Source organism: Klebsiella sp. D5A (assembly GCF_001620885.1).
GTDB classification, from domain to species: domain Bacteria; phylum Pseudomonadota; class Gammaproteobacteria; order Enterobacterales; family Enterobacteriaceae; genus Klebsiella; species Klebsiella variicola.
Window position 1 is genome coordinate 104,562 of sequence record NZ_LOAR01000009.1, and the last position, 16,901, is coordinate 121,462.

Below are 16,901 nucleotides of genomic sequence, written 5' to 3' on the forward strand. Positions count from 1 at the left end.
ACCTCCTCCTTGCCGGGTGGATAAACGGCCCCTGAGCGGGGCCGTGGACAGGGTTTACGGATAGACCACCGTAAAGTTGACGTAGGTAGCGACTTTTCCAGCCGTAGCGGCGTCGGTCGCATAGTAGCGGGCATAGAAAGGCAGCGAGGCGGAACCATCCTGCTCAGCCACCGCCACCGGGATCACGTCCGGGCGAGCAATGGTGCCGTCTGCAGCGACCGCCGGGGTCTCCGCGAGGTTAATCGGCGTAAACCGGGTGTTCAGCAGTTCCACATCGACGTTTTCTGCTTCCGTGCCGTCAGACAGGGTATTTTTTAGTCGGCCCTCCGTGGAAACGTATTGATCTTTCTCGAAGTACACCGAGACATCAGCCCCTGGGGTGCAGCTCGTCAGATCGATGGTGAAGGGAACCACGCCCGCCGTCTCACCCGCGCTGCTGAGCGCTGAACGCTGGACCGTCGGCAGGGTCACCGTCTTATCTTTATTCACTACCGTACAAGTATTTTCGATGACTTCACCATTAAAGGTGACTTTGCCATCAGCAGCCTGTGCCGCTACCGGAGAAAGCATCATCATCACCACGAAAGATGCCATTCCTCTGCTGTATTTTTTCATATTTACTCCTCATCACCACGCTTATGGAGAATCGTTCAGGAAATACCCCTGGCGTACTTTATACGTACAATTTATTAATGCTCAGTCCATTGGATTAACCAGTTATCTTTTAACCCCTTCCCTGCACTGACATCCTACTCACTTCATTGTTTATTATTCAAATTCGCCACCAGGACCATTTCTACTTTTTATAGAAAAGTCTTAACGCCACTCTGAAAAAGAAATAAAACAAATGCACAATAAAAGCATAACTTATTGTAAATAAATGATAATTTTTATTATATGTTTTCCATAAAATATTCGCAAAATGCGATCTAAATATCTCACCCTCATTATTAACCACCTCCTCCCACGTTCTCCCCCCTCGATTGAAAGCGCAGGGAGTATGTTATTTCAGACGGGTATTCTCTACAGTAAATTGTCGAATCAGGCAGGACAGCATGCACAGCGTATTTATGCCAGGAGGTCATTATGTTGATCTGCATTGCGGATTCAGAATATTTTAATATTGCGCTGAAGGCGTATATTAATGAACCAAACAGCAAGCCTCTGGATATTAAAGAAATGCTCTGTTACCCGTTTAGCGGACAGAGTGAGATGTTCTATACTTTTTTTGCGACCGATGCCGGAGCCCGGTTAAGCACCATCCTTATTGATTACAGCAGCGTCAGCATCGAAGTACTGCAGGTCGCGCTCAGTTTAAAATCGTTTAATCCCCTGATCCGGATCTTTATTTTTGCCAAATCAGGCTACCCGTTGAGCGAGCTCGAAAGCAGCCTCGCCATTGTGCTCGGCGCAGAGTTCATCACCAGTTTTGCCGGGCTCAGTACGGCGCTTGCCCGCGCTCCGCGCTGGACGTCGCCCCCCGCCGACAAGCTCTATATCGCCATACCTGACAGCTATAACCTGACCCGTAAGGAAACTTTTTTAATCAGCCTGTTGATGGGGGGAATGCCGTTGTGTCACGTGGCCAGCACCATGCAGCTCACGATCAAACGGGTCTACTACTACCGTTCACGCGTCCTTAGCAAGCTGGCGGTGAAAAATAACGTGGAACTGATGAACAAAGTTCAGGGGATGGTGTTGCGCCACTACCGACAGGAGACAGGCCATGAAATCGTATCTCTACGCTAAAAATCGCCTTATGTTGATTATCCTGAGCTGGCTAAGCGCAGACGAGGCGTTGCCATCTCGTCACGATTTCCAGCAGACTGAAGCCATCCTCAGCACCCTGCATATACCGTATGTGCTGAAGTCTGACCTTGATCAACTGAGAGCTACGCTACAGCCATTACTCGCCACACCCGGGCCGCAAGCCTGTGAGGTAGGCGCTTTTCTCAGCGCCCTGTTGGCGCTGTATACCCGGTTAACCGAATATACCGCCGTCGAGCACTATCTGCTCTCCCGGCATCTCTAAGTAGCACCCCGCCTGGGCAGGAAGACGCCGCGCGCCTCCTGCCCGTACGCATTACCTTGGGCCAGCAGACTGCTCGCCGCGTCGGGAGACGTAATCCCGATAGCCCTCGCCAACGTAAATCTGCCGTGGCCGGTAGATGGTCAGCGGCGCCTGGTGCATCTCGTTCCAGTGCGCCACCCAACCGACCGTCCGACCGACCGCGGTGACCACCGCAAACATCGACGAAGGCAGATTCATCGCCTTGAGGATCACCGCGGTATAGAAATCCACGCTCGGCGACAGGCCATTGTCCACAAAATAGGGGTCGGTCAGCGCCACGTCCTCAAGGGCCATCGCCACCTGCAGCAAACGGTCGGACATGCCTACCTCCGCCAGTACCCGATGGCTGGTTTCACGCAGGATCCCGGCGCGCGGATCGCGGTGACGGTAGCGCGAGTTGCCAAAACCCAGCCGGCGAAATGCCTGCGGATCGCGCTTCGCCTGGCGCAGAAACGCCGGAACCTGATCGACGCTTTCAATCTCCTCCAGCATTCGCATGCTCGATTCATTGGCGCCACCGTGCATTGGCCCCCACAGCGACGCCAGCCCGGCGGCGACGCAGGCGAATAAATTCGCCCCGGAGGAGCCCGCCGCACGCACCGTGGTGGTCGAGGCGCACTGCCCGTGATCGGCATGGAGCACCAGGATCTGGTTCATCGCCTGCTCGATGACCGGATTCAGAACATATTTCTCCGCCGGGATAGCAAACAGCATCTGCAGGAAATTTCCGGCATAGGAGAGATCGTTGCGCGGATACGCGGCGGGTTGTTCAATGGTGTACTTGTAGCTCATGGCGGCGATAGTGGGCATTTTCGACAGCAGCCGGGTGGCGGCCAGCGCCCGGTGCTGCGGATTTTCCACATCCAGGACATCATGATAGAACGCCGCCAGCGCCCCCACCAGGGCGCACATCAGCGCCATCGGGTGCGAATCGCGACGAAAGCCGCTGCACATGCGGGCTATCTGCTCGTGGACCAGAGTATGGCGGGTGATGGTCTCGCGAAAGGTTTGATAGCTGGCCTCATCCGGCGCGTCACCGTTCAGCATGATGTAGGCCACTTCGAGAAAATCGCACTGGCGAGCCAGCTGATCTACCGGATAGCCGCGGTGCAGCAGCACGCTGTTTTCCGTATCGATCCACGAGATCGCCGACTGGCATCCGGCGGTATTGGCGAAGCCGGGGTCATAGCTGCAGAATCCGGACTGATTTAGCCCGCGCATGTCGACTCCCACCGGCCCCCGCGTTCCCGGCACCTGCGGCAGGGCGATGGGTGGTTGTTGCCCGGCAAAAGAAAGCGTTAACGGTGTAGTGCTCATCCTGTTAGTCCCCCAGCAAGCTTATCAGCGACCTGAAGTCATTCTTCAGGCGGAAAGACCAACATAACCAATGTGATGCCGCTTATTCATTGATGTCATCACTATAACCCTGACAAAGAGAATATTTTGCTGGCCTTCACGGGGAAACAGGCCGTCTTTCCCCAGCCCACCGCCGGATAGCGGCACAAATCGCCAAGGATAAAGGCGATCATCGCTGTCAAAATTTACGCTGAGTAAAGAAAGGATGAAGAAGAGCTACCATGAATTTTGTGCTGTCGATGACCCTCATCTGCATTACCATCGCCTGGCTGATGATGAGCCTGCTGCCGGTGTAGATGCACCGCTAACCGCCACGCCAGTGGTCTGGATAACCCCTCCTTCAATTGATTTCCGCCGAGGTCTTCGCCTCTGAGGTTTCACAAGAGCCATATAAGAAGTACTGGTTGCATATCAGGCTGTTGCGTTTTCCCGCCGAGGGGTAGGCTAAAAGCCCACTGTTAAGGAGGTGATATGTCTGGACTGATCAATCCACATGCGGCCCCGGAAGAAGCAGCCTATGCGCTGCTGATTGAGCTCGTTCGCGCCCAGCGCGTGCCGCAATATGAAGGCGAAATTTCCGGCCTGCTGGCGATGTACGACGAAGCTGTTAAACACTTTAAAGAGAAAGAGACCGAGCGTTAGGCGTGGACATCGTGGTGTGAGGAAAACGTGACGCCTGCGGGAGACGCGCAGGCGTTGGCTGGATAGCGGCTTGCGTCATCAGCTGCCGCGGTAGGTAGAGTATCCGTACTGACTGAGCAGCAGCGGGATATGCAGTTTTTGATTTTGCTTTGTAACATTGAAAATAACCGGAACCACCGGGAAGAACGTATTCATGTTTTGGCTTTTAAAATAGTCACCGGTTTTAAACGTCACTTTATAAACCCCCGGCTCCATATTCTCCGCCTGCGGATAGAGCGATTTAATCCGCCCATCGGCATCCGTTTTACCGGTGGCGATATGCTGCCAGCTCTCCCCCTGCTGTTTATCCAGCTCAATCTGCACCCCCGGTGAAGGGAGCCCGGTTTGCTGATTAAGAATGTGTACGCTGAGCGTCCCCTCTGGCGCCGCCAGCGCGCTGAAGCTGAGCAGAGAAATTACGGAGGCGATAACTAATTTCATAATCGTGACCTTATTGGGCAAGTGAAAGTGCCCTAACTATAGTCAGCGCGGCGGGGAAAAAAATTAAACTTTTTGTTATCAGATTGCGGTTATTCGGCGGGGAAAGGCACAACTGGATGTGCGCTGAAACAGGCCATAAACGGCCTTCTGCACAGGGAAAGTCGGCTAACAGATATGATCTTTTCATCTTGAAAAGCAGACCTTTTCCGGACGGCGGGTAAAGAACGTCCGGGACCTGTCGCTGATGCTTATACCGTGAGCCGATCGTTGTCAGAAGAGGGATTGATTGTATATAGACTTTGGATAAATGTTTGACCAGGATGGGCTCATAGCTTGTCACTAATACGCTCAATTTTACAAGGACTAACCCGATGCCATTACCCGATCGTCTGCAACCAGCCAAAGTAAACCGCCAGAAACTGCAACAGCTAGCGGACATGGCCGAAGAGATACTGTCGCAAATTGATAATGGGGCCAAGGAAGAAGATGCCGGATTGAAAATGTTGATAGATAGCTGGAATAGTCAGGTCATTAACCCATATGCATTCTCTGATTTCCGGGACTTCTCTTCATGGACCAGTGCAAAAGACTTCACCCGGATGGCATTTAATCAAGAAAAATATGTGGCGGATTTAACCTGGGATGAGCTGATTCAGATCATCCAGTTTGTGTGTCAGGCCGAAGGTAAGGAATCTGAACAAAGCTACTCGCTGGGAGTGCTGGAGAAAAACTTTGATGCCAATCCATCCGACCTTATCTACTGGCCAGATGAATGGTTTCAGGATAAAGACATGCTTCATGTCGATTTGACGCCTGAAGAAATCGCCGGATACCTGATGGCAAAATCTGGCCGGCGGCTAAGCGATGCGCCGCAAATCGAGCTGAAGTATCCGATACCTTCAAATACGTAAGGTATATCAGCGCTCAGTTTGTAGATGTTGAAAGAATGGGATAGCGGCAAAATCACCGATCACCTGGATTTATATCAGGCGCCGCTACGCTTTCTCCTTGTCGGAGACTGGGCTTAAACTGCCGCTGGTGTGTTCCGCATCACGGCTTAGGCCAGCTACGTCCTGCTTCTGGTTATCACTGGTTATTTTGTCGCGGCTGACAATCAGGCTCCCCTGACCACGACCCGGCGACGAAGGTGTAGCCCAGGCCACCACTGAGGCTGTTCTGCGTGTTGTCGTAGTGGTCATTGCACCGCAGGCTGGTTATCACCAGGCAGATAATGCGTCGCCTCCATTTTCTGGAATCCAGCAGGAGTAGGAAATCTGGGATCATTATTCATATCCGGCAACTTTCCACCTTGTGAAGGATTTGATTCAACCTGTTTCCAGAACGTTTGCTCATTCAAATCCCTCGGCGCTGTAAATTGTTTACCCGGCTTAGCCGTCGAGATCTTCTCCGCTGCTCTAATCAGTATTGTGTTATCAATAATACCGGCTGCTTTATCCACTAACGATAACGCTTTTTCTGCCGGGATTGACGTCAGCAGAGCCAGCGCGTAATCCTTCGCCTCTTCCGCTGTCAGCAACGCCATTACCGTATCCGAGCCCGGGTTATTACTCAGGATGGTTTTGATAATATCCGCGCTTTCCGGCAAGTCGCCGCGTACGATATCCTTTAACCCGGCCTGTACCTGCTCCGGCGAAAGATTGTTGTCCTGCGCATACTTCACCCAGGATGTGGCTGCCTGTCCGGTTTCCGTCATCCCTTTTGGCAGACTCAGCGAGTTAGTCTCAACAACAATCCCAACCACAAAGGCTGGGATCTTTTCGACATAGATCAAAATCCCTTTACTTTAAAAAGGCGGAATAATGCGAGTCCAATGCCTCCAATGCTTCCACCATAAAGTCCTAATTTCGCTCCGTGCAAAACATCCTGCCAAGTTGTATTAAAACCATCGCCAAGCAGCCACAGTAACAACGAAAAAAAAATCTTTCCGCATACAGATAATGCGATCATGAATAAAATCGTAGCAACTAAGAGAAATAGAGACTGAACACATCTAACTCGGAGATCATTTTTCATTTTTATCTCCTATTTTTTTTATTACCTGTTCAGCTCCTTTACCGCCTCCCTCTGATATTACTGAAGCTCCAATATTACCCATATTGCCTGGAAGCTTACCAGGCAACATCTCCTTAGAGATCCCCAGCTGACCTTTAATTTCGGTATATTTCAGCAGGTCAGGATTAAACTTAGGATCCCAGCCGCCGGTTAGCCATTTACCAGCCGCATTTGTGCCTGAAGAGATTAGTTTGCCTCCCCAGTAACCGCCAGCAGAACCCAGACCATTAGTAATTGCTCCTGTTAAAGGATTGTCACCGTTGATCTGATTGGTTAGCGCGCCACCGGCTGCATTCCAGCCCACTGTTCCCCATAAGCCATTCCCTATGCTTGCAACGTTTATCCAGCCAGCAACAACAGAGTTACCTGTACTCTTCTGGCCGCTGTTGTCGACGCTCATCGACAACAAAAGTGGGCGCTCCGCTGTCGCCGTCAGGTTAACGATGGAGCCGCCAGGTTTTTCGCCCGGCTGGATTTCAATTTGCACAGGCGTCGCGCGCGTGCGGTTAATCTGCTCCATCCCCTGTTCGATATCACGCAGGTTAAGAATATGGCCTTCCAGCCCTGGAAACGCCATTGTTAACTCACGTTTAGCCGCCCCTTCCATGGTGATTTTTTCGAGCTTTCCTTCAAGAATAGCCAGATGTAATACCCCGGAACGTAAATCCTGCTCGGTCAGAAAAGCGCGGCTGGTAATATATCCCCGACTGATATACCAGTCGGAAATAATATTTACGAGTTTAGTAATACGCGCAATATCCATGCACTGCCCAAGCCAGGGCTGGACTATTTTTTGCTGCTGACGCGGATCAATAAGCGTCGCGCCATCTAACGCGATGCGATGGATAGAAAAACAGGGACCATCAGAGGCTTCAGCCTGCGCAGGCATCGCCGCGTGAAGGCTTGGCGTGGCGCGCTCCAGCGATTCACGTTGCTGCTGGTTCTGACGCAGTAATTGTTGCTGCTGTTGCTCAACGCTGTCGCGATCGGCTGGCGATAAAAAAGCGGCGTAGGTGGTCAGACTCAGCGTCATTAGTCCCAGAGCCAAATACAGAGATTTCATCCGTGTTCTCGTTATTACTTAACGTGCAGTGCAAAAACATATTCCATTATATGTTGCGCGGATTTAAGCATGAAACTTACGGTATGTGAACATGAAATAATGAATGAGGATCGTTTTTAGGATAATGGCTTTTGCGCAGCAAAATAGACGGCAGGGGAAAATAACGAATGTATTAACACGTAGTTGAAATATGTTTTTCAACCGCAATAGCACAGCCAGGTTACAGGATAGGGAAAATGGTGTCCGGTACGAAAAAACAGCAAGAGGATAAGAAGCTGATATTGAATGGCACGCCCTACAGGATTCGAACCTGTGACCTACGGCTTAGAAGGCCGTTGCTCTATCCAGCTGAGCTAAGGGCGCCCTGAGAAGCGAGTGCTTCGCGGAGTGAAACGCCTGGAATTATACGGTCCACATCCGTTGAGTCAATCCATTTTGCCAGGAAACTGCGGGGCTTATACGATGCTGGCGAAATATCCCTCAGCAACTGTACAAGAAGCATACCACCGGGGCTCATGCGCGCGAAAATTCACTTAGTGGCCAGGCGCAACACACCAATGACCCTGGACTTAACAGGGTCAAAACAGGCTAAATTCACCGCATACAGGATAAAACAGCAAACGAGGACTGACAGCGAGGCCCGCTTCTGACAAAATATCCTCATCCCCCTTTCGTAAAGATACAGATGGAATCCTCTCTCTGATGGCAGCAAAAATTATTGACGGTAAAACGATTGCGCAGCAGGTACGCTCTGAGGTTGCGGAAAAAGTGAAGGCTCGCGTTGCGGCCGGAAAACGCGCCCCTGGGCTGGCCGTCGTGCTGGTCGGTAGCAACCCGGCCTCGCAGATTTATGTCGGCAGCAAGCGCAAAGCATGTGAAGAAGTGGGCTTCGTCTCCCGCTCTTACGATCTCCCGGAAACCACCAGCGAAGCCGAGCTGCTGGAGCTTATCGACACCCTGAATGCCGATAAGACCATCGACGGTATTCTGGTTCAGCTGCCCCTGCCGGCAGGGATCGACAACGTCAAAGTGCTCGAGCGCATCGCGCCGGATAAAGACGTCGACGGCTTCCATCCCTACAACGTTGGCCGCCTGTGCCAGCGGGCGCCGCGCCTGCGTCCGTGCACTCCGCGCGGTATCGTGACCTTGCTGGAACGCTACAATATCGACACCTACGGCCTCAATGCGGTGGTCATTGGCGCGTCCAATATCGTCGGTCGCCCGATGAGCATGGAGCTGCTGCTGGCCGGCTGCACCACCACCGTGACCCACCGCTTTACCAAAAACCTGCGCCATCACGTCGAAAACGCCGACCTGCTGATCGTCGCGGTAGGTAAACCGGGCTTTATTCCTGGCGAGTGGATTAAAGAAGGGGCGATTGTGGTCGATGTCGGCATTAACCGTCTGGAAAGCGGCAAAGTGGTCGGCGACGTGGTGTATGAAGATGCCGCCGAACGCGCGTCCTACATCACCCCGGTTCCCGGCGGCGTTGGCCCGATGACCGTCGCCACCCTGATTCAGAACACGCTGCAGGCGTGCGAAGAGTATCACGACGTTGAGGAGGCCTGAGATGGCGACATTTTCCTTAGGTAAACACCCGCACGTTGAGCTGTGCGATCTGCTGAAGCTGGAAGGCTGGAGCGAAAGCGGCGCCCAGGCGAAAATCGCTATCGCTGACGGGCTGGTGAAAGTTGACGGCGCGGTGGAAACCCGCAAACGCTGCAAAATCGTCGCCGGTCAGACGGTGAGCTTTGAAGGCCAGAGCGTCACCGTCACGGCCTGACAACGAAAAGAAAAACGCCCGCTTTTGCGGGCGTTTTTTTATGGCTTACTTCCGGCGCCAGGTGGTGCCCTGCGGGCCATCTTCCAGCACAATGCCCATCTCGTTAAGACGGTCGCGCGCCGCATCCGCCGCCGCCCAGTCTTTCGCTTTACGCGCGTCCAGACGCTGCTGGATCAGCGATTCGATCTCCGCCACTTCCGCGTCGTCAACCTGCGCGCCGCTCTGCAGGAACGCCTCCGGCTCCTGCTCCAGCAGACCCAGCACCGCAGCAAGCTTACGCAGGTGGGCCGCCATGGCGTTCGCCGCGGCCGCGTCCTCGGTTTTCAGGCGGTTTACTTCACGCGCCATATCGAACAGCACCGAATAGGCTTCCGGGGTGTTGAAGTCGTCGTCCATTGCCTCGATAAAGCGTGCTTCGAAGGCTTCGCCACCCGCCGCATCGACGGATTTGTCCGTCCCGCGCAGCGCGGTGTACAGACGCTCCAGCGCCGAACGCGCCTGCTTGAGGTTCTCTTCGCTGTAGTTCAGCTGGCTGCGATAGTGGCCGGACATCAGGAAGTAGCGAATCGTCTCCGCATCGTAATACTTCAGCACGTCGCGGACGGTAAAGAAGTTACCCAGCGATTTCGACATCTTCTCGCGGTCAACCATCACCATGCCGGAGTGCATCCAGTAGTTAACGTACTCGCCGTCATGGGCGCAGGTGGACTGGGCGATTTCGTTTTCATGATGCGGGAACATCAGATCCGAACCACCGCCGTGAATATCGAAGTGGTTGCCGAGCTGCTTGCAGTTCATCGCCGAGCACTCGATATGCCAGCCCGGACGGCCCGCACCCCACGGCGACGGCCAGCTTGGCTCGCCCTCTTTCGACATCTTCCACAGGACGAAGTCCATTGGGTTACGCTTGACTTCAACCACGTCGACGCGCGCCCCCGCCTGCAGCTGATCGAGATCCTGGCGTGACAGCAGACCGTAGTTCGGGTCCGTCGGCACGTCGAACATCACGTCGCCGTTATCTGCCACGTAAGCATGGCCTTTAGCGATCAGCTGCTCGGTGATCTCAATGATCTCCGCGATATGGTGCGTTGCGCGCGGTTCACTGTCGGGACGCAGAATATTCAGCGCGTCAAAATCTTTGTGCATTTCGGCAATCATGCGATCGACCAGCGCGACAAAGCTTTCGCCGTTTTCATTAGCGCGCTTAATGATTTTGTCGTCGATATCGGTGATATTGCGCACGTACTTCAGCTTATAGCCAAGAAAACGCAGATAGCGCGCCACGACGTCAAAGGAGACGAAGGTACGGCCATGGCCGATATGACAGAGATCGTAAACGGTAATACCACACACGTACATGCCGACTTCCCCGGCATGGATAGGTTTAAATTCCTCTTTCTGGCGCGTCAGTGTATTAAAAATTTTTAACATCGAAGATTCCGTGTAGACGTGTGTGGGTAATGAAGTCTCTATAATACCCATAATTCAGACCGGACGCAGCACACATTGCAAGGTGCATCGACCCCCGCGGTTATGCTATAACACCCCCCTATATCTCACCCGACATCGGGTGCTGGCACCACACTCATCGGAACAGGATGCAAAAATGGTTACTTTCCACACCAATCATGGCGATATCGTAATCAAAACGTTTGACGACAAAGCGCCGGAAACAGTTAAAAACTTCCTGGACTACTGCCGCGAAGGTTTCTACGACAACACCATTTTCCACCGTGTTATCAACGGCTTTATGATTCAGGGCGGCGGTTTCGAACCGGGCATGAAACAAAAAGAGACCAAATCTCCGATTCAGAACGAAGCGAACAACGGCCTGAAAAACACCCGTGGTACGCTGGCAATGGCCCGTACTCAGGCGCCGCACTCTGCCACCGCCCAGTTCTTCATCAACGTGGCCGATAACGACTTCCTGAACTTCTCTGGCGAAAGCCTGCAGGGTTGGGGCTACTGCGTTTTCGCCGAAGTGGTTGAAGGCATGGACGTGGTAGACAAAATCAAAGCGGTTGCCACCGGCCGCAGCGGCATGCACCAGGATGTGCCGAAAGATGATGTGATCATCAAAAGCGTCACCGTCAGCGAGTAATTCGTGGCGACACTTTTTATTGCAGATTTGCACCTGCAAACAGAAGAACCGGCGATCACCGCCGGTTTTCTGCGTTTTTTACAGGGCGAAGCCCGCCAGGCGGACGCCATGTATATCCTTGGCGATCTGTTTGAGGCGTGGATCGGCGATGACGATCCGAACCCGCTGCACCAACAAATTGCCTCGGCAATCAAAGCCGTCGTCGACGCCGGCGTGCCGTGCTACTTCATCCACGGCAACCGCGATTTTCTCGTCGGCCAGCGCTTTGCCCGCCAGAGCGGGATGCTCCTGCTCGCCGAAGAAGAGCGACTGGACCTCTATGGCCGTGAAGTGTTGATTATGCATGGCGACACGCTGTGCACCGATGACCCAGGCTATCTGGCGTTTCGCGCCAAAGTCCACACCCCGTGGATCCAGCGTCTGTTCCTGGCCCTGCCGCTGTTGATCCGCCGCCGCATCGCCGCCCGCATGCGTGCCGACAGCAAAGCCGCCAACAGCAGTAAATCGATGGACATTATGGATGTGAATCCACAGGCGGTAGTTGACGTCATGGAAAGACATCATGTGCAGTGGCTGATCCACGGCCATACCCATCGCCCGGCGGTCCATGAACTGCAGGCCAACGGCCAACCTGCATGGCGCGTGGTACTTGGCGCCTGGCACAGCGAAGGTTCGATGGTCAAGGTGACACCGGACGACGTCGAACTGATCCACTTCCCGTTCTAGTTCCCCCGCGAGCACAATTCCGAAACCGTCTTTTGCCAGGGCAAAGGTGCGCGCTTCCCCCCGCCCGGCATGCTAGTCTTCCACAACATCACTCTCAAGGAACGAGTATGAGCAGGAAAAAGTGGAGTCAGCCGCTGATGTGGGGAACGATCATCGCGATCCTCAATCCGTTAGGGGTAAGTTATATCGCCTTAGTCGGCGTCGCTATCGGCAACACGCTGACGTTTGTCTGGTGTGCAATGCTGGCGTGGGCCATCTATTTCTATGCCATTTATTTGCTCTGTACCCGCCCCCACGATAGCCGGCTGGTACACATCTATTTACTGGTGATGGGCACCCTGATGCTCCCCTGGGGGCTAGTACTGCTCATCACCTGTATCATGAATGAGATAAAGGCCAATAAGCCGCGATCGACGTCATCACTGAACGAGACAAAAGACGGCTAACCATGCGCACGCAACCGTTTTCCTTGCTGGCAGTTCATGCTATTCTCTGTGGCCTCTAAAGCAGTGTGAAACACACCCACAGGAGTTTTAAGACGCATGTCTTCCCGCAATAATTCGGCGCGTATCGCCATCGTGATGGGGTCCAAAAGCGACTGGGCTACCATGCAATTTACCGCAGAAATCCTTGATGCCCTGAACGTTCCGTACCATGTCGAAGTGGTCTCCGCCCACCGCACGCCCGATAAGCTGTTCAGCTTCGCTGAAAGCGCCGAAAGCAATGGCTATCAGGTGATTATTGCAGGGGCAGGCGGCGCGGCGCATCTGCCGGGCATGATTGCGGCGAAAACCCTGGTGCCGGTGCTCGGCGTACCGGTTCAGAGCGCGGCCTTAAGCGGTGTCGACAGCCTCTACTCCATTGTGCAAATGCCGCGCGGCATTCCGGTCGGTACGCTGGCTATCGGCAAAGCTGGCGCAGCGAATGCTGGCCTGCTCGCCGCGCAGATCCTTGCCCAGCATGATGCCGAACTGCACCAGCGCCTGAGCGCCTGGCGTCAGGCACAAACCGATGAAGTGCTGGATAACCCGGATCCGCGGGGTGCGGCATGAAACAGGTATGCGTGCTCGGTAACGGTCAGTTAGGCCGCATGCTGCGCCAGGCCGGTGAGCCGCTGGGCATCGCCGTCTGGCCGGTCGGCCTGGAAGCCGACCCGGAAGCGGTGCCGTTCCAGCAGAGTGTCATCACGGCAGAAATTGAACGCTGGCCGGAAACCGCCCTCACCCGCGAGCTGGCCCGCCATCCGGCGTTCGTCAACCGCGATGTCTTCCCAATTATCGCCGACCGCCTGACGCAAAAGCAGCTATTCGACAAGCTTGGCCTCGCCACTGCTCCGTGGCAGCTGCTGGCGGATAAAAGCGAATGGCCGACGGTGTTTGCTCGTCTCGGCGAGCTGGCGATCGTTAAGCGTCGCGTCGGCGGCTACGACGGCCGCGGCCAGTGGCGCCTGCGCGCTGACGAAACCGCGCAACTCCCGGAGGATAACTACGGCGAGTGCATCGTCGAGCAGGGGATTAACTTCTCCGGCGAAGTGTCGCTGGTGGGCGCCCGCGCTCATGACGGTAGCACCGTCTTCTACCCGCTGACCCGCAACCTGCATCAGGACGGTATTCTGCGCGCCAGCGTGGCCTTCCCGCAGGCCAATGCCCGCCAGCAGGAACAAGCGGAAAGCATGCTGACGGCGATCATGAACGAGCTGAACTACGTCGGCGTGATGGCGATGGAATGCTTCGTCACCGCCGAGGGGCTGCTGATCAACGAGCTGGCGCCGCGCGTGCACAACAGCGGCCACTGGACGCAAAATGGCGCCTCCATCAGCCAGTTTGAACTGCATCTGCGAGCGATTACCGACCTGCCGCTGCCGCCGCCGGTGGTCAACAGCCCGTCGGTGATGATCAACCTGATCGGCACCGATCTCAACTACGACTGGCTGAAGCTGCCGCTGGTGCACCTGCACTGGTACGATAAAGAGGTGCGTCCGGGTCGTAAAGTCGGCCACCTGAACCTCACCGACAGCGATACCGATCGCCTGAGCGCGACGCTGGAAGCGATCAAGCCACTGCTGCCGCCGGAGTACACCAGCGGCCTGTTCTGGGCGCAATCGCAGCTCAGCTAAGCCCTTCGTGCCGGGGATTTGATCTATCCCCTTCCCCGGCACACCTTGAGGCGCGTACAATCCCCCCCTTGCTGTAAAGCCCATTTCTGTTTTGACTTCAGAGGATACCCCATGACCAATGGGACGGATTATCGCGCCATTCTCGCCAGCGATACGCCACTGATTGACGTACGCGCCCCGGTGGAGTTTAGCCAAAGCGCGATGCCGGCGGCGATCAACCTGCCGCTGATGAATGATGAAGAACGCGCCGCGGTCGGCACCTGCTACAAGCGTCAGGGACCAGAGGCGGCGCTGGCGCTCGGCCATAAGCTGGTTGATGGCGACCTGCGCGCCAGCCGGATCCAGGCGTGGCTGGAAGCGTGCGCCCGTTACCCGCACGGTTACCTGTGCTGCGCCCGCGGCGGCCAGCGATCGCATATCGTCCAGCAGTGGCTGAAAGACGCTGGCGTGGAGTACCCCCTGATCGTCGGCGGCTATAAAGCGCTACGCCAGGCGGCGATCCAGGCCACCGACGAACTGGTGCAGCGCCCGATTGTGCTGATTGGCGGCTGCACCGGCAATGGCAAAACTCAGCTGGTCTGCTCGCGACCGGACGGTATCGATCTGGAAGGGCTTGCCCATCACCGCGGTTCTTCATTCGGTCGAACCCTGCAGGATCAGCACCCGCAGGCCACCTTTGAAAACCATCTGGCGGTCAGCCTGCTTAAAAAAGCCGAACAGCAGGCCCGCTGGGTGCTGGAAGATGAAGGCCATATGATCGGTGCCAACCATCTGCCGGAGTGCCTGCGCCTCCGCATGGCGCAATCGCCGCTGGCGGTGGTGGAAGATCCGTTTGACGTTCGCCTCGAACGGCTGCGCGAAGAGTACTTCGATCGCATGTATCGCGACTTCATCGCCGCGTATGGCGAAGAGAAAGGCTGGCTGGCATACGGCGAGTACCTCCATCATGGTCTGTTTGCCATCCGCCGTCGCCTGGGGCTGCAGCGTTTTGCTCAGCTGACTGAACGGCTCGACGCGGCGCTGGTGCAGCAGCAGCGCACCGCCAGCACCGAGGCGCACTTCGCCTGGCTGGTGCCGCTGCTGGAAGAATACTACGACCCGATGTATCGCTATCAGTTGGGGAAAAAAGCCGGGAAGATCCTGTTTCGCGGCAGCTGGCAGGAGGTCGCCGCCTGGCTGGCGAAGTAATCGCATGCGCTATTGTCCCGGCTTGCGGCGTAAACGCCTTAGCCGGGCTACTGGTCGGCGCGATTTATAGCCCCGGTAGCGCAGCGCGACCGGGGAGTTGTGACCGCTTAGAAGTCGTAACGCAGACGCACCAGGTTCATATCCCCCAGGTTGTCGGTGCTGGAGGTAAACACGTGTTCGTAGTCAACGCGGAAACCGTAATCCAGCTGGAAGCTGATCCCCAGACCGTTATCGATACGCTGGTAGTTGCGGCCATTCACGTACTGCAGGCGGTCGCCCATAAAGTACGGCTGAATAGATTTAACAGCGTATTGATTGATCGGGAATTTATAGCCCGCAAAATATTCAATCCCCCAGGCGTCGCCGGCGAAGTAGTTATGCACATCGGTTTTTTTGGTGGTGAGGAAGTTCTGATACCAGCCGCCGCCGAAGGAGAAGGTCCAGTTATCCGGGGTCCAGCTCAGCGCGGTACCGACGATGTTCTGGTCATAGGTTTTGTTGTCGGCGCTTGACGGGTCGCGCATTTCGGCGCGAGTGTAGTTCCACGCAGTACCCCAGGTCAGGTCCTTCATGATGTGGTAGTCCGCACCAATAGAACCGCCGCCTTTACGCTTGTAGCGCAGGCCGTTGCCAGGCAGATACTCACTATCTTCGAACAGATAAGAGCCGTATAGATCGACATCACCCACGGTTTTCTTATATTTCAGCATATTACGTGAACGATAGGAGCCATCGTAATCGCCGTTAATACCGTTTCCCGGGGCCTGGCCGATCATGTCGTAGTCCCAGATATCGGTTTTCACCCCCACCACATCATAGTAAATGCTGTTCTGCTGCCCGTAGGTTAATGTGCCCCAGGTATCGCTTTTCAGGCCGGTATACAGCATGCGGCGGGTGGTATTGTTTGCGCCTTCCGCGTAGTGGTTATCCCAGTCAAACAGTGCCGGAATGTTCACCCCCAGTTCGTAGTAGCTAATCCAGCTAATATCATCGAACAGGTAGTAATCCGCCGCGAAGCGGAAACGGGTGCCACCGTCGAAACCGTTACGCTTATAGGATCCTTTATCACCATCGCCGCTCATCATGTTGAACTGCGGACGAATACTCCCGCCGACGGTAAAGTTAAGCCGGCTTAACGGATCGCCCGCCTGCGGATCTTGTTTCAGCAGCGTGATCTCCGCGTGGGAAGCAAATGAAGCGAACACCAGTGTTGCGCCGATCGAGACCGCCAGCGCTTTTATTTTATGTGCCATAGTTTTTCCTTGATTAATAAGCAACCTTATATTTACCAGCTGAATATTA

Annotated in this window: 21 protein-coding genes and 1 tRNA gene; 12 read left to right on the plus strand and 10 right to left on the minus strand. The window is 54.9% G+C overall.

Going from position 1 to position 16,901, the window contains the following annotated elements; translation table 11 throughout:
- Positions 1-54 precede the first annotated feature (54 nt).
- On the minus strand, positions 55-615 hold the full coding sequence (locus AS136_RS14740; protein ID WP_004151792.1) for a fimbrial protein: 561 nt from the start codon (positions 613-615) through the stop codon (positions 55-57).
- A gap of 471 nt (positions 616-1,086) precedes the next feature.
- Here AS136_RS14740 and AS136_RS14745 point away from each other — a divergent pair, with 471 nt between their 5' ends.
- Together AS136_RS14745 and AS136_RS14750 are read left to right on the plus strand one after the other, a co-directional pair.
- Positions 1,087-1,749: a LuxR C-terminal-related transcriptional regulator gene (locus AS136_RS14745; RefSeq protein WP_008805477.1), complete on the plus strand. Its 663-nt coding sequence runs from the start codon at positions 1,087-1,089 to the stop codon at positions 1,747-1,749.
- Complete coding sequence (locus AS136_RS14750; protein WP_022064705.1) at positions 1,727-2,032, plus strand: hypothetical protein; 306 nt, start codon at positions 1,727-1,729, stop codon at positions 2,030-2,032. Before AS136_RS14745 ends, AS136_RS14750 begins: the two co-directional genes overlap by 23 nt.
- A gap of 51 nt (positions 2,033-2,083) precedes the next feature.
- Here the strand turns inward: AS136_RS14750 and AS136_RS14755 are convergent, their stop codons facing one another.
- Complete coding sequence (locus AS136_RS14755; RefSeq protein WP_023339736.1) at positions 2,084-3,388, minus strand: citrate synthase; 1,305 nt, start codon at positions 3,386-3,388, stop codon at positions 2,084-2,086.
- A gap of 45 nt (positions 3,389-3,433) precedes the next feature.
- The gene (locus AS136_RS28695) at positions 3,434-3,574 is read right to left on the minus strand and encodes a hypothetical protein (RefSeq protein ID WP_020804400.1); all 141 of its coding nucleotides are present in this window, start codon (positions 3,572-3,574) and stop codon (positions 3,434-3,436) included.
- A gap of 324 nt (positions 3,575-3,898) precedes the next feature.
- Here AS136_RS28695 and AS136_RS14760 point away from each other — a divergent pair, with 324 nt between their 5' ends.
- Complete coding sequence (locus tag AS136_RS14760) at positions 3,899-4,069, plus strand: hypothetical protein (protein WP_002892370.1); 171 nt, start codon at positions 3,899-3,901, stop codon at positions 4,067-4,069.
- A gap of 78 nt (positions 4,070-4,147) precedes the next feature.
- Here the strand turns inward: AS136_RS14760 and uraH are convergent, their stop codons facing one another.
- Positions 4,148-4,549 (minus strand): hydroxyisourate hydrolase, encoded by a 402-nt coding sequence (gene uraH / locus AS136_RS14765; RefSeq protein ID WP_008805473.1) that lies wholly within the window; start codon positions 4,547-4,549, stop codon positions 4,148-4,150.
- A gap of 371 nt (positions 4,550-4,920) precedes the next feature.
- Between uraH and AS136_RS14770 the strand changes: the two genes are divergently transcribed.
- Positions 4,921-5,460, plus strand: coding sequence for a hypothetical protein (locus AS136_RS14770; protein WP_023322164.1), 540 nt, complete (start codon positions 4,921-4,923; stop codon positions 5,458-5,460).
- Between the two features lie 284 nt (positions 5,461-5,744).
- Here the strand turns inward: AS136_RS14770 and AS136_RS14775 are convergent, their stop codons facing one another.
- The 4 genes from AS136_RS14775 to AS136_RS14790 form a co-directional block, all read right to left on the minus strand.
- On the minus strand, positions 5,745-6,341 hold the full coding sequence (locus AS136_RS14775) for a hypothetical protein (RefSeq protein ID WP_023322162.1): 597 nt from the start codon (positions 6,339-6,341) through the stop codon (positions 5,745-5,747).
- A complete protein-coding gene (locus AS136_RS14780) occupies positions 6,338-6,583 on the minus strand; it encodes a hypothetical protein (RefSeq protein ID WP_063266827.1) in 246 nt (81 codons plus the stop codon). The genes AS136_RS14775 and AS136_RS14780 overlap by 4 nt, the downstream gene beginning before the upstream one ends.
- The gene (locus AS136_RS14785; RefSeq protein WP_063266828.1) at positions 6,573-7,685 is read right to left on the minus strand and encodes a ShlB/FhaC/HecB family hemolysin secretion/activation protein; all 1,113 of its coding nucleotides are present in this window, start codon (positions 7,683-7,685) and stop codon (positions 6,573-6,575) included. Before AS136_RS14785 ends, AS136_RS14780 begins: the two co-directional genes overlap by 11 nt.
- Before the next feature lie 286 nt (positions 7,686-7,971).
- Positions 7,972-8,048: transfer RNA gene (locus AS136_RS14790), tRNA-Arg, on the minus strand.
- 339 nt (positions 8,049-8,387) lie between these two features.
- Here AS136_RS14790 and folD point away from each other — a divergent pair.
- Positions 8,388-9,254, plus strand: coding sequence for a bifunctional methylenetetrahydrofolate dehydrogenase/methenyltetrahydrofolate cyclohydrolase FolD (gene folD / locus AS136_RS14795; RefSeq protein WP_004143017.1), 867 nt, complete (start codon positions 8,388-8,390; stop codon positions 9,252-9,254).
- Position 9,255: 1 nt separating this feature from the next.
- Positions 9,256-9,468 carry a ribosome-associated protein YbcJ gene (gene ybcJ, locus AS136_RS14800; RefSeq protein WP_004143016.1) on the plus strand — a complete coding sequence of 71 codons (213 nt, stop codon included), beginning with the start codon at positions 9,256-9,258 and terminating at the stop codon, positions 9,466-9,468.
- A 45-nt stretch (positions 9,469-9,513) separates the two neighbouring features.
- On the opposite strand, the gene cysS is transcribed toward ybcJ, so the two are convergent.
- Positions 9,514-10,899, minus strand: a complete 1,386-nt coding sequence (gene cysS / locus AS136_RS14805) for a cysteine--tRNA ligase (RefSeq protein ID WP_063266829.1) — start codon at positions 10,897-10,899, stop codon at positions 9,514-9,516.
- 175 nt (positions 10,900-11,074) lie between these two features.
- On the opposite strand from cysS, the gene ppiB reads away from it, so the two are divergent.
- From ppiB to mnmH, 6 genes are all read left to right on the plus strand, one after another.
- The gene (ppiB, locus tag AS136_RS14810) at positions 11,075-11,569 is read left to right on the plus strand and encodes a peptidylprolyl isomerase B (protein WP_008805471.1); all 495 of its coding nucleotides are present in this window, start codon (positions 11,075-11,077) and stop codon (positions 11,567-11,569) included.
- A 3-nt stretch (positions 11,570-11,572) separates the two neighbouring features.
- Positions 11,573-12,295, plus strand: coding sequence for a UDP-2,3-diacylglucosamine diphosphatase (gene lpxH, locus AS136_RS14815; protein WP_012968795.1), 723 nt, complete (start codon positions 11,573-11,575; stop codon positions 12,293-12,295).
- Positions 12,296-12,402: 107 nt separating this feature from the next.
- On the plus strand, positions 12,403-12,741 hold the full coding sequence (locus tag AS136_RS14820) for a hypothetical protein (RefSeq protein WP_063266830.1): 339 nt from the start codon (positions 12,403-12,405) through the stop codon (positions 12,739-12,741).
- 96 nt (positions 12,742-12,837) lie between these two features.
- Positions 12,838-13,347: a 5-(carboxyamino)imidazole ribonucleotide mutase gene (gene purE, locus AS136_RS14825; protein WP_004204711.1), complete on the plus strand. Its 510-nt coding sequence runs from the start codon at positions 12,838-12,840 to the stop codon at positions 13,345-13,347.
- A complete protein-coding gene (gene purK, locus AS136_RS14830; RefSeq protein ID WP_032729471.1) occupies positions 13,344-14,411 on the plus strand; it encodes a 5-(carboxyamino)imidazole ribonucleotide synthase in 1,068 nt (355 codons plus the stop codon). Before purE ends, purK begins: the two co-directional genes overlap by 4 nt.
- A gap of 111 nt (positions 14,412-14,522) precedes the next feature.
- On the plus strand, positions 14,523-15,599 hold the full coding sequence (gene mnmH / locus AS136_RS14835) for a tRNA 2-selenouridine(34) synthase MnmH (protein ID WP_012968799.1): 1,077 nt from the start codon (positions 14,523-14,525) through the stop codon (positions 15,597-15,599).
- A 107-nt stretch (positions 15,600-15,706) separates the two neighbouring features.
- On the opposite strand, the gene AS136_RS14840 is transcribed toward mnmH, so the two are convergent.
- A complete protein-coding gene (locus AS136_RS14840; protein WP_008805466.1) occupies positions 15,707-16,852 on the minus strand; it encodes a porin in 1,146 nt (381 codons plus the stop codon).
- Between the last annotated feature and the right edge of the window lie 49 nt (positions 16,853-16,901).

Coding starts and splice junctions, on each gene's coding strand:
- AS136_RS14840 (WP_008805466.1), bottom strand. CDS start 16,852: ATGGCACATAAAATAAAAGCGCTGGCGGTCTCGATCGGCGCAACACTG.
- AS136_RS14760 (WP_002892370.1), top strand. CDS start 3,899: ATGTCTGGACTGATCAATCCACATGCGGCCCCGGAAGAAGCAGCCTAT.
- ppiB (WP_008805471.1), top strand. CDS start 11,075: ATGGTTACTTTCCACACCAATCATGGCGATATCGTAATCAAAACGTTT.
- AS136_RS14780 (WP_063266827.1), bottom strand. CDS start 6,583: ATGAAAAATGATCTCCGAGTTAGATGTGTTCAGTCTCTATTTCTCTTA.
- cysS (WP_063266829.1), bottom strand. CDS start 10,899: ATGTTAAAAATTTTTAATACACTGACGCGCCAGAAAGAGGAATTTAAA.
- AS136_RS14750 (WP_022064705.1), top strand. CDS start 1,727: ATGAAATCGTATCTCTACGCTAAAAATCGCCTTATGTTGATTATCCTG.
- AS136_RS14745 (WP_008805477.1), top strand. CDS start 1,087: ATGTTGATCTGCATTGCGGATTCAGAATATTTTAATATTGCGCTGAAG.
- AS136_RS14820 (WP_063266830.1), top strand. CDS start 12,403: ATGAGCAGGAAAAAGTGGAGTCAGCCGCTGATGTGGGGAACGATCATC.
- purK (WP_032729471.1), top strand. CDS start 13,344: ATGAAACAGGTATGCGTGCTCGGTAACGGTCAGTTAGGCCGCATGCTG.
- AS136_RS14740 (WP_004151792.1), bottom strand. CDS start 615: ATGAAAAAATACAGCAGAGGAATGGCATCTTTCGTGGTGATGATGATG.
- AS136_RS14755 (WP_023339736.1), bottom strand. CDS start 3,388: ATGAGCACTACACCGTTAACGCTTTCTTTTGCCGGGCAACAACCACCC.
- AS136_RS14785 (WP_063266828.1), bottom strand. CDS start 7,685: ATGAAATCTCTGTATTTGGCTCTGGGACTAATGACGCTGAGTCTGACC.
- AS136_RS14770 (WP_023322164.1), top strand. CDS start 4,921: ATGCCATTACCCGATCGTCTGCAACCAGCCAAAGTAAACCGCCAGAAA.
- purE (WP_004204711.1), top strand. CDS start 12,838: ATGTCTTCCCGCAATAATTCGGCGCGTATCGCCATCGTGATGGGGTCC.
- uraH (WP_008805473.1), bottom strand. CDS start 4,549: ATGAAATTAGTTATCGCCTCCGTAATTTCTCTGCTCAGCTTCAGCGCG.
- mnmH (WP_012968799.1), top strand. CDS start 14,523: ATGACCAATGGGACGGATTATCGCGCCATTCTCGCCAGCGATACGCCA.
- folD (WP_004143017.1), top strand. CDS start 8,388: ATGGCAGCAAAAATTATTGACGGTAAAACGATTGCGCAGCAGGTACGC.
- ybcJ (WP_004143016.1), top strand. CDS start 9,256: ATGGCGACATTTTCCTTAGGTAAACACCCGCACGTTGAGCTGTGCGAT.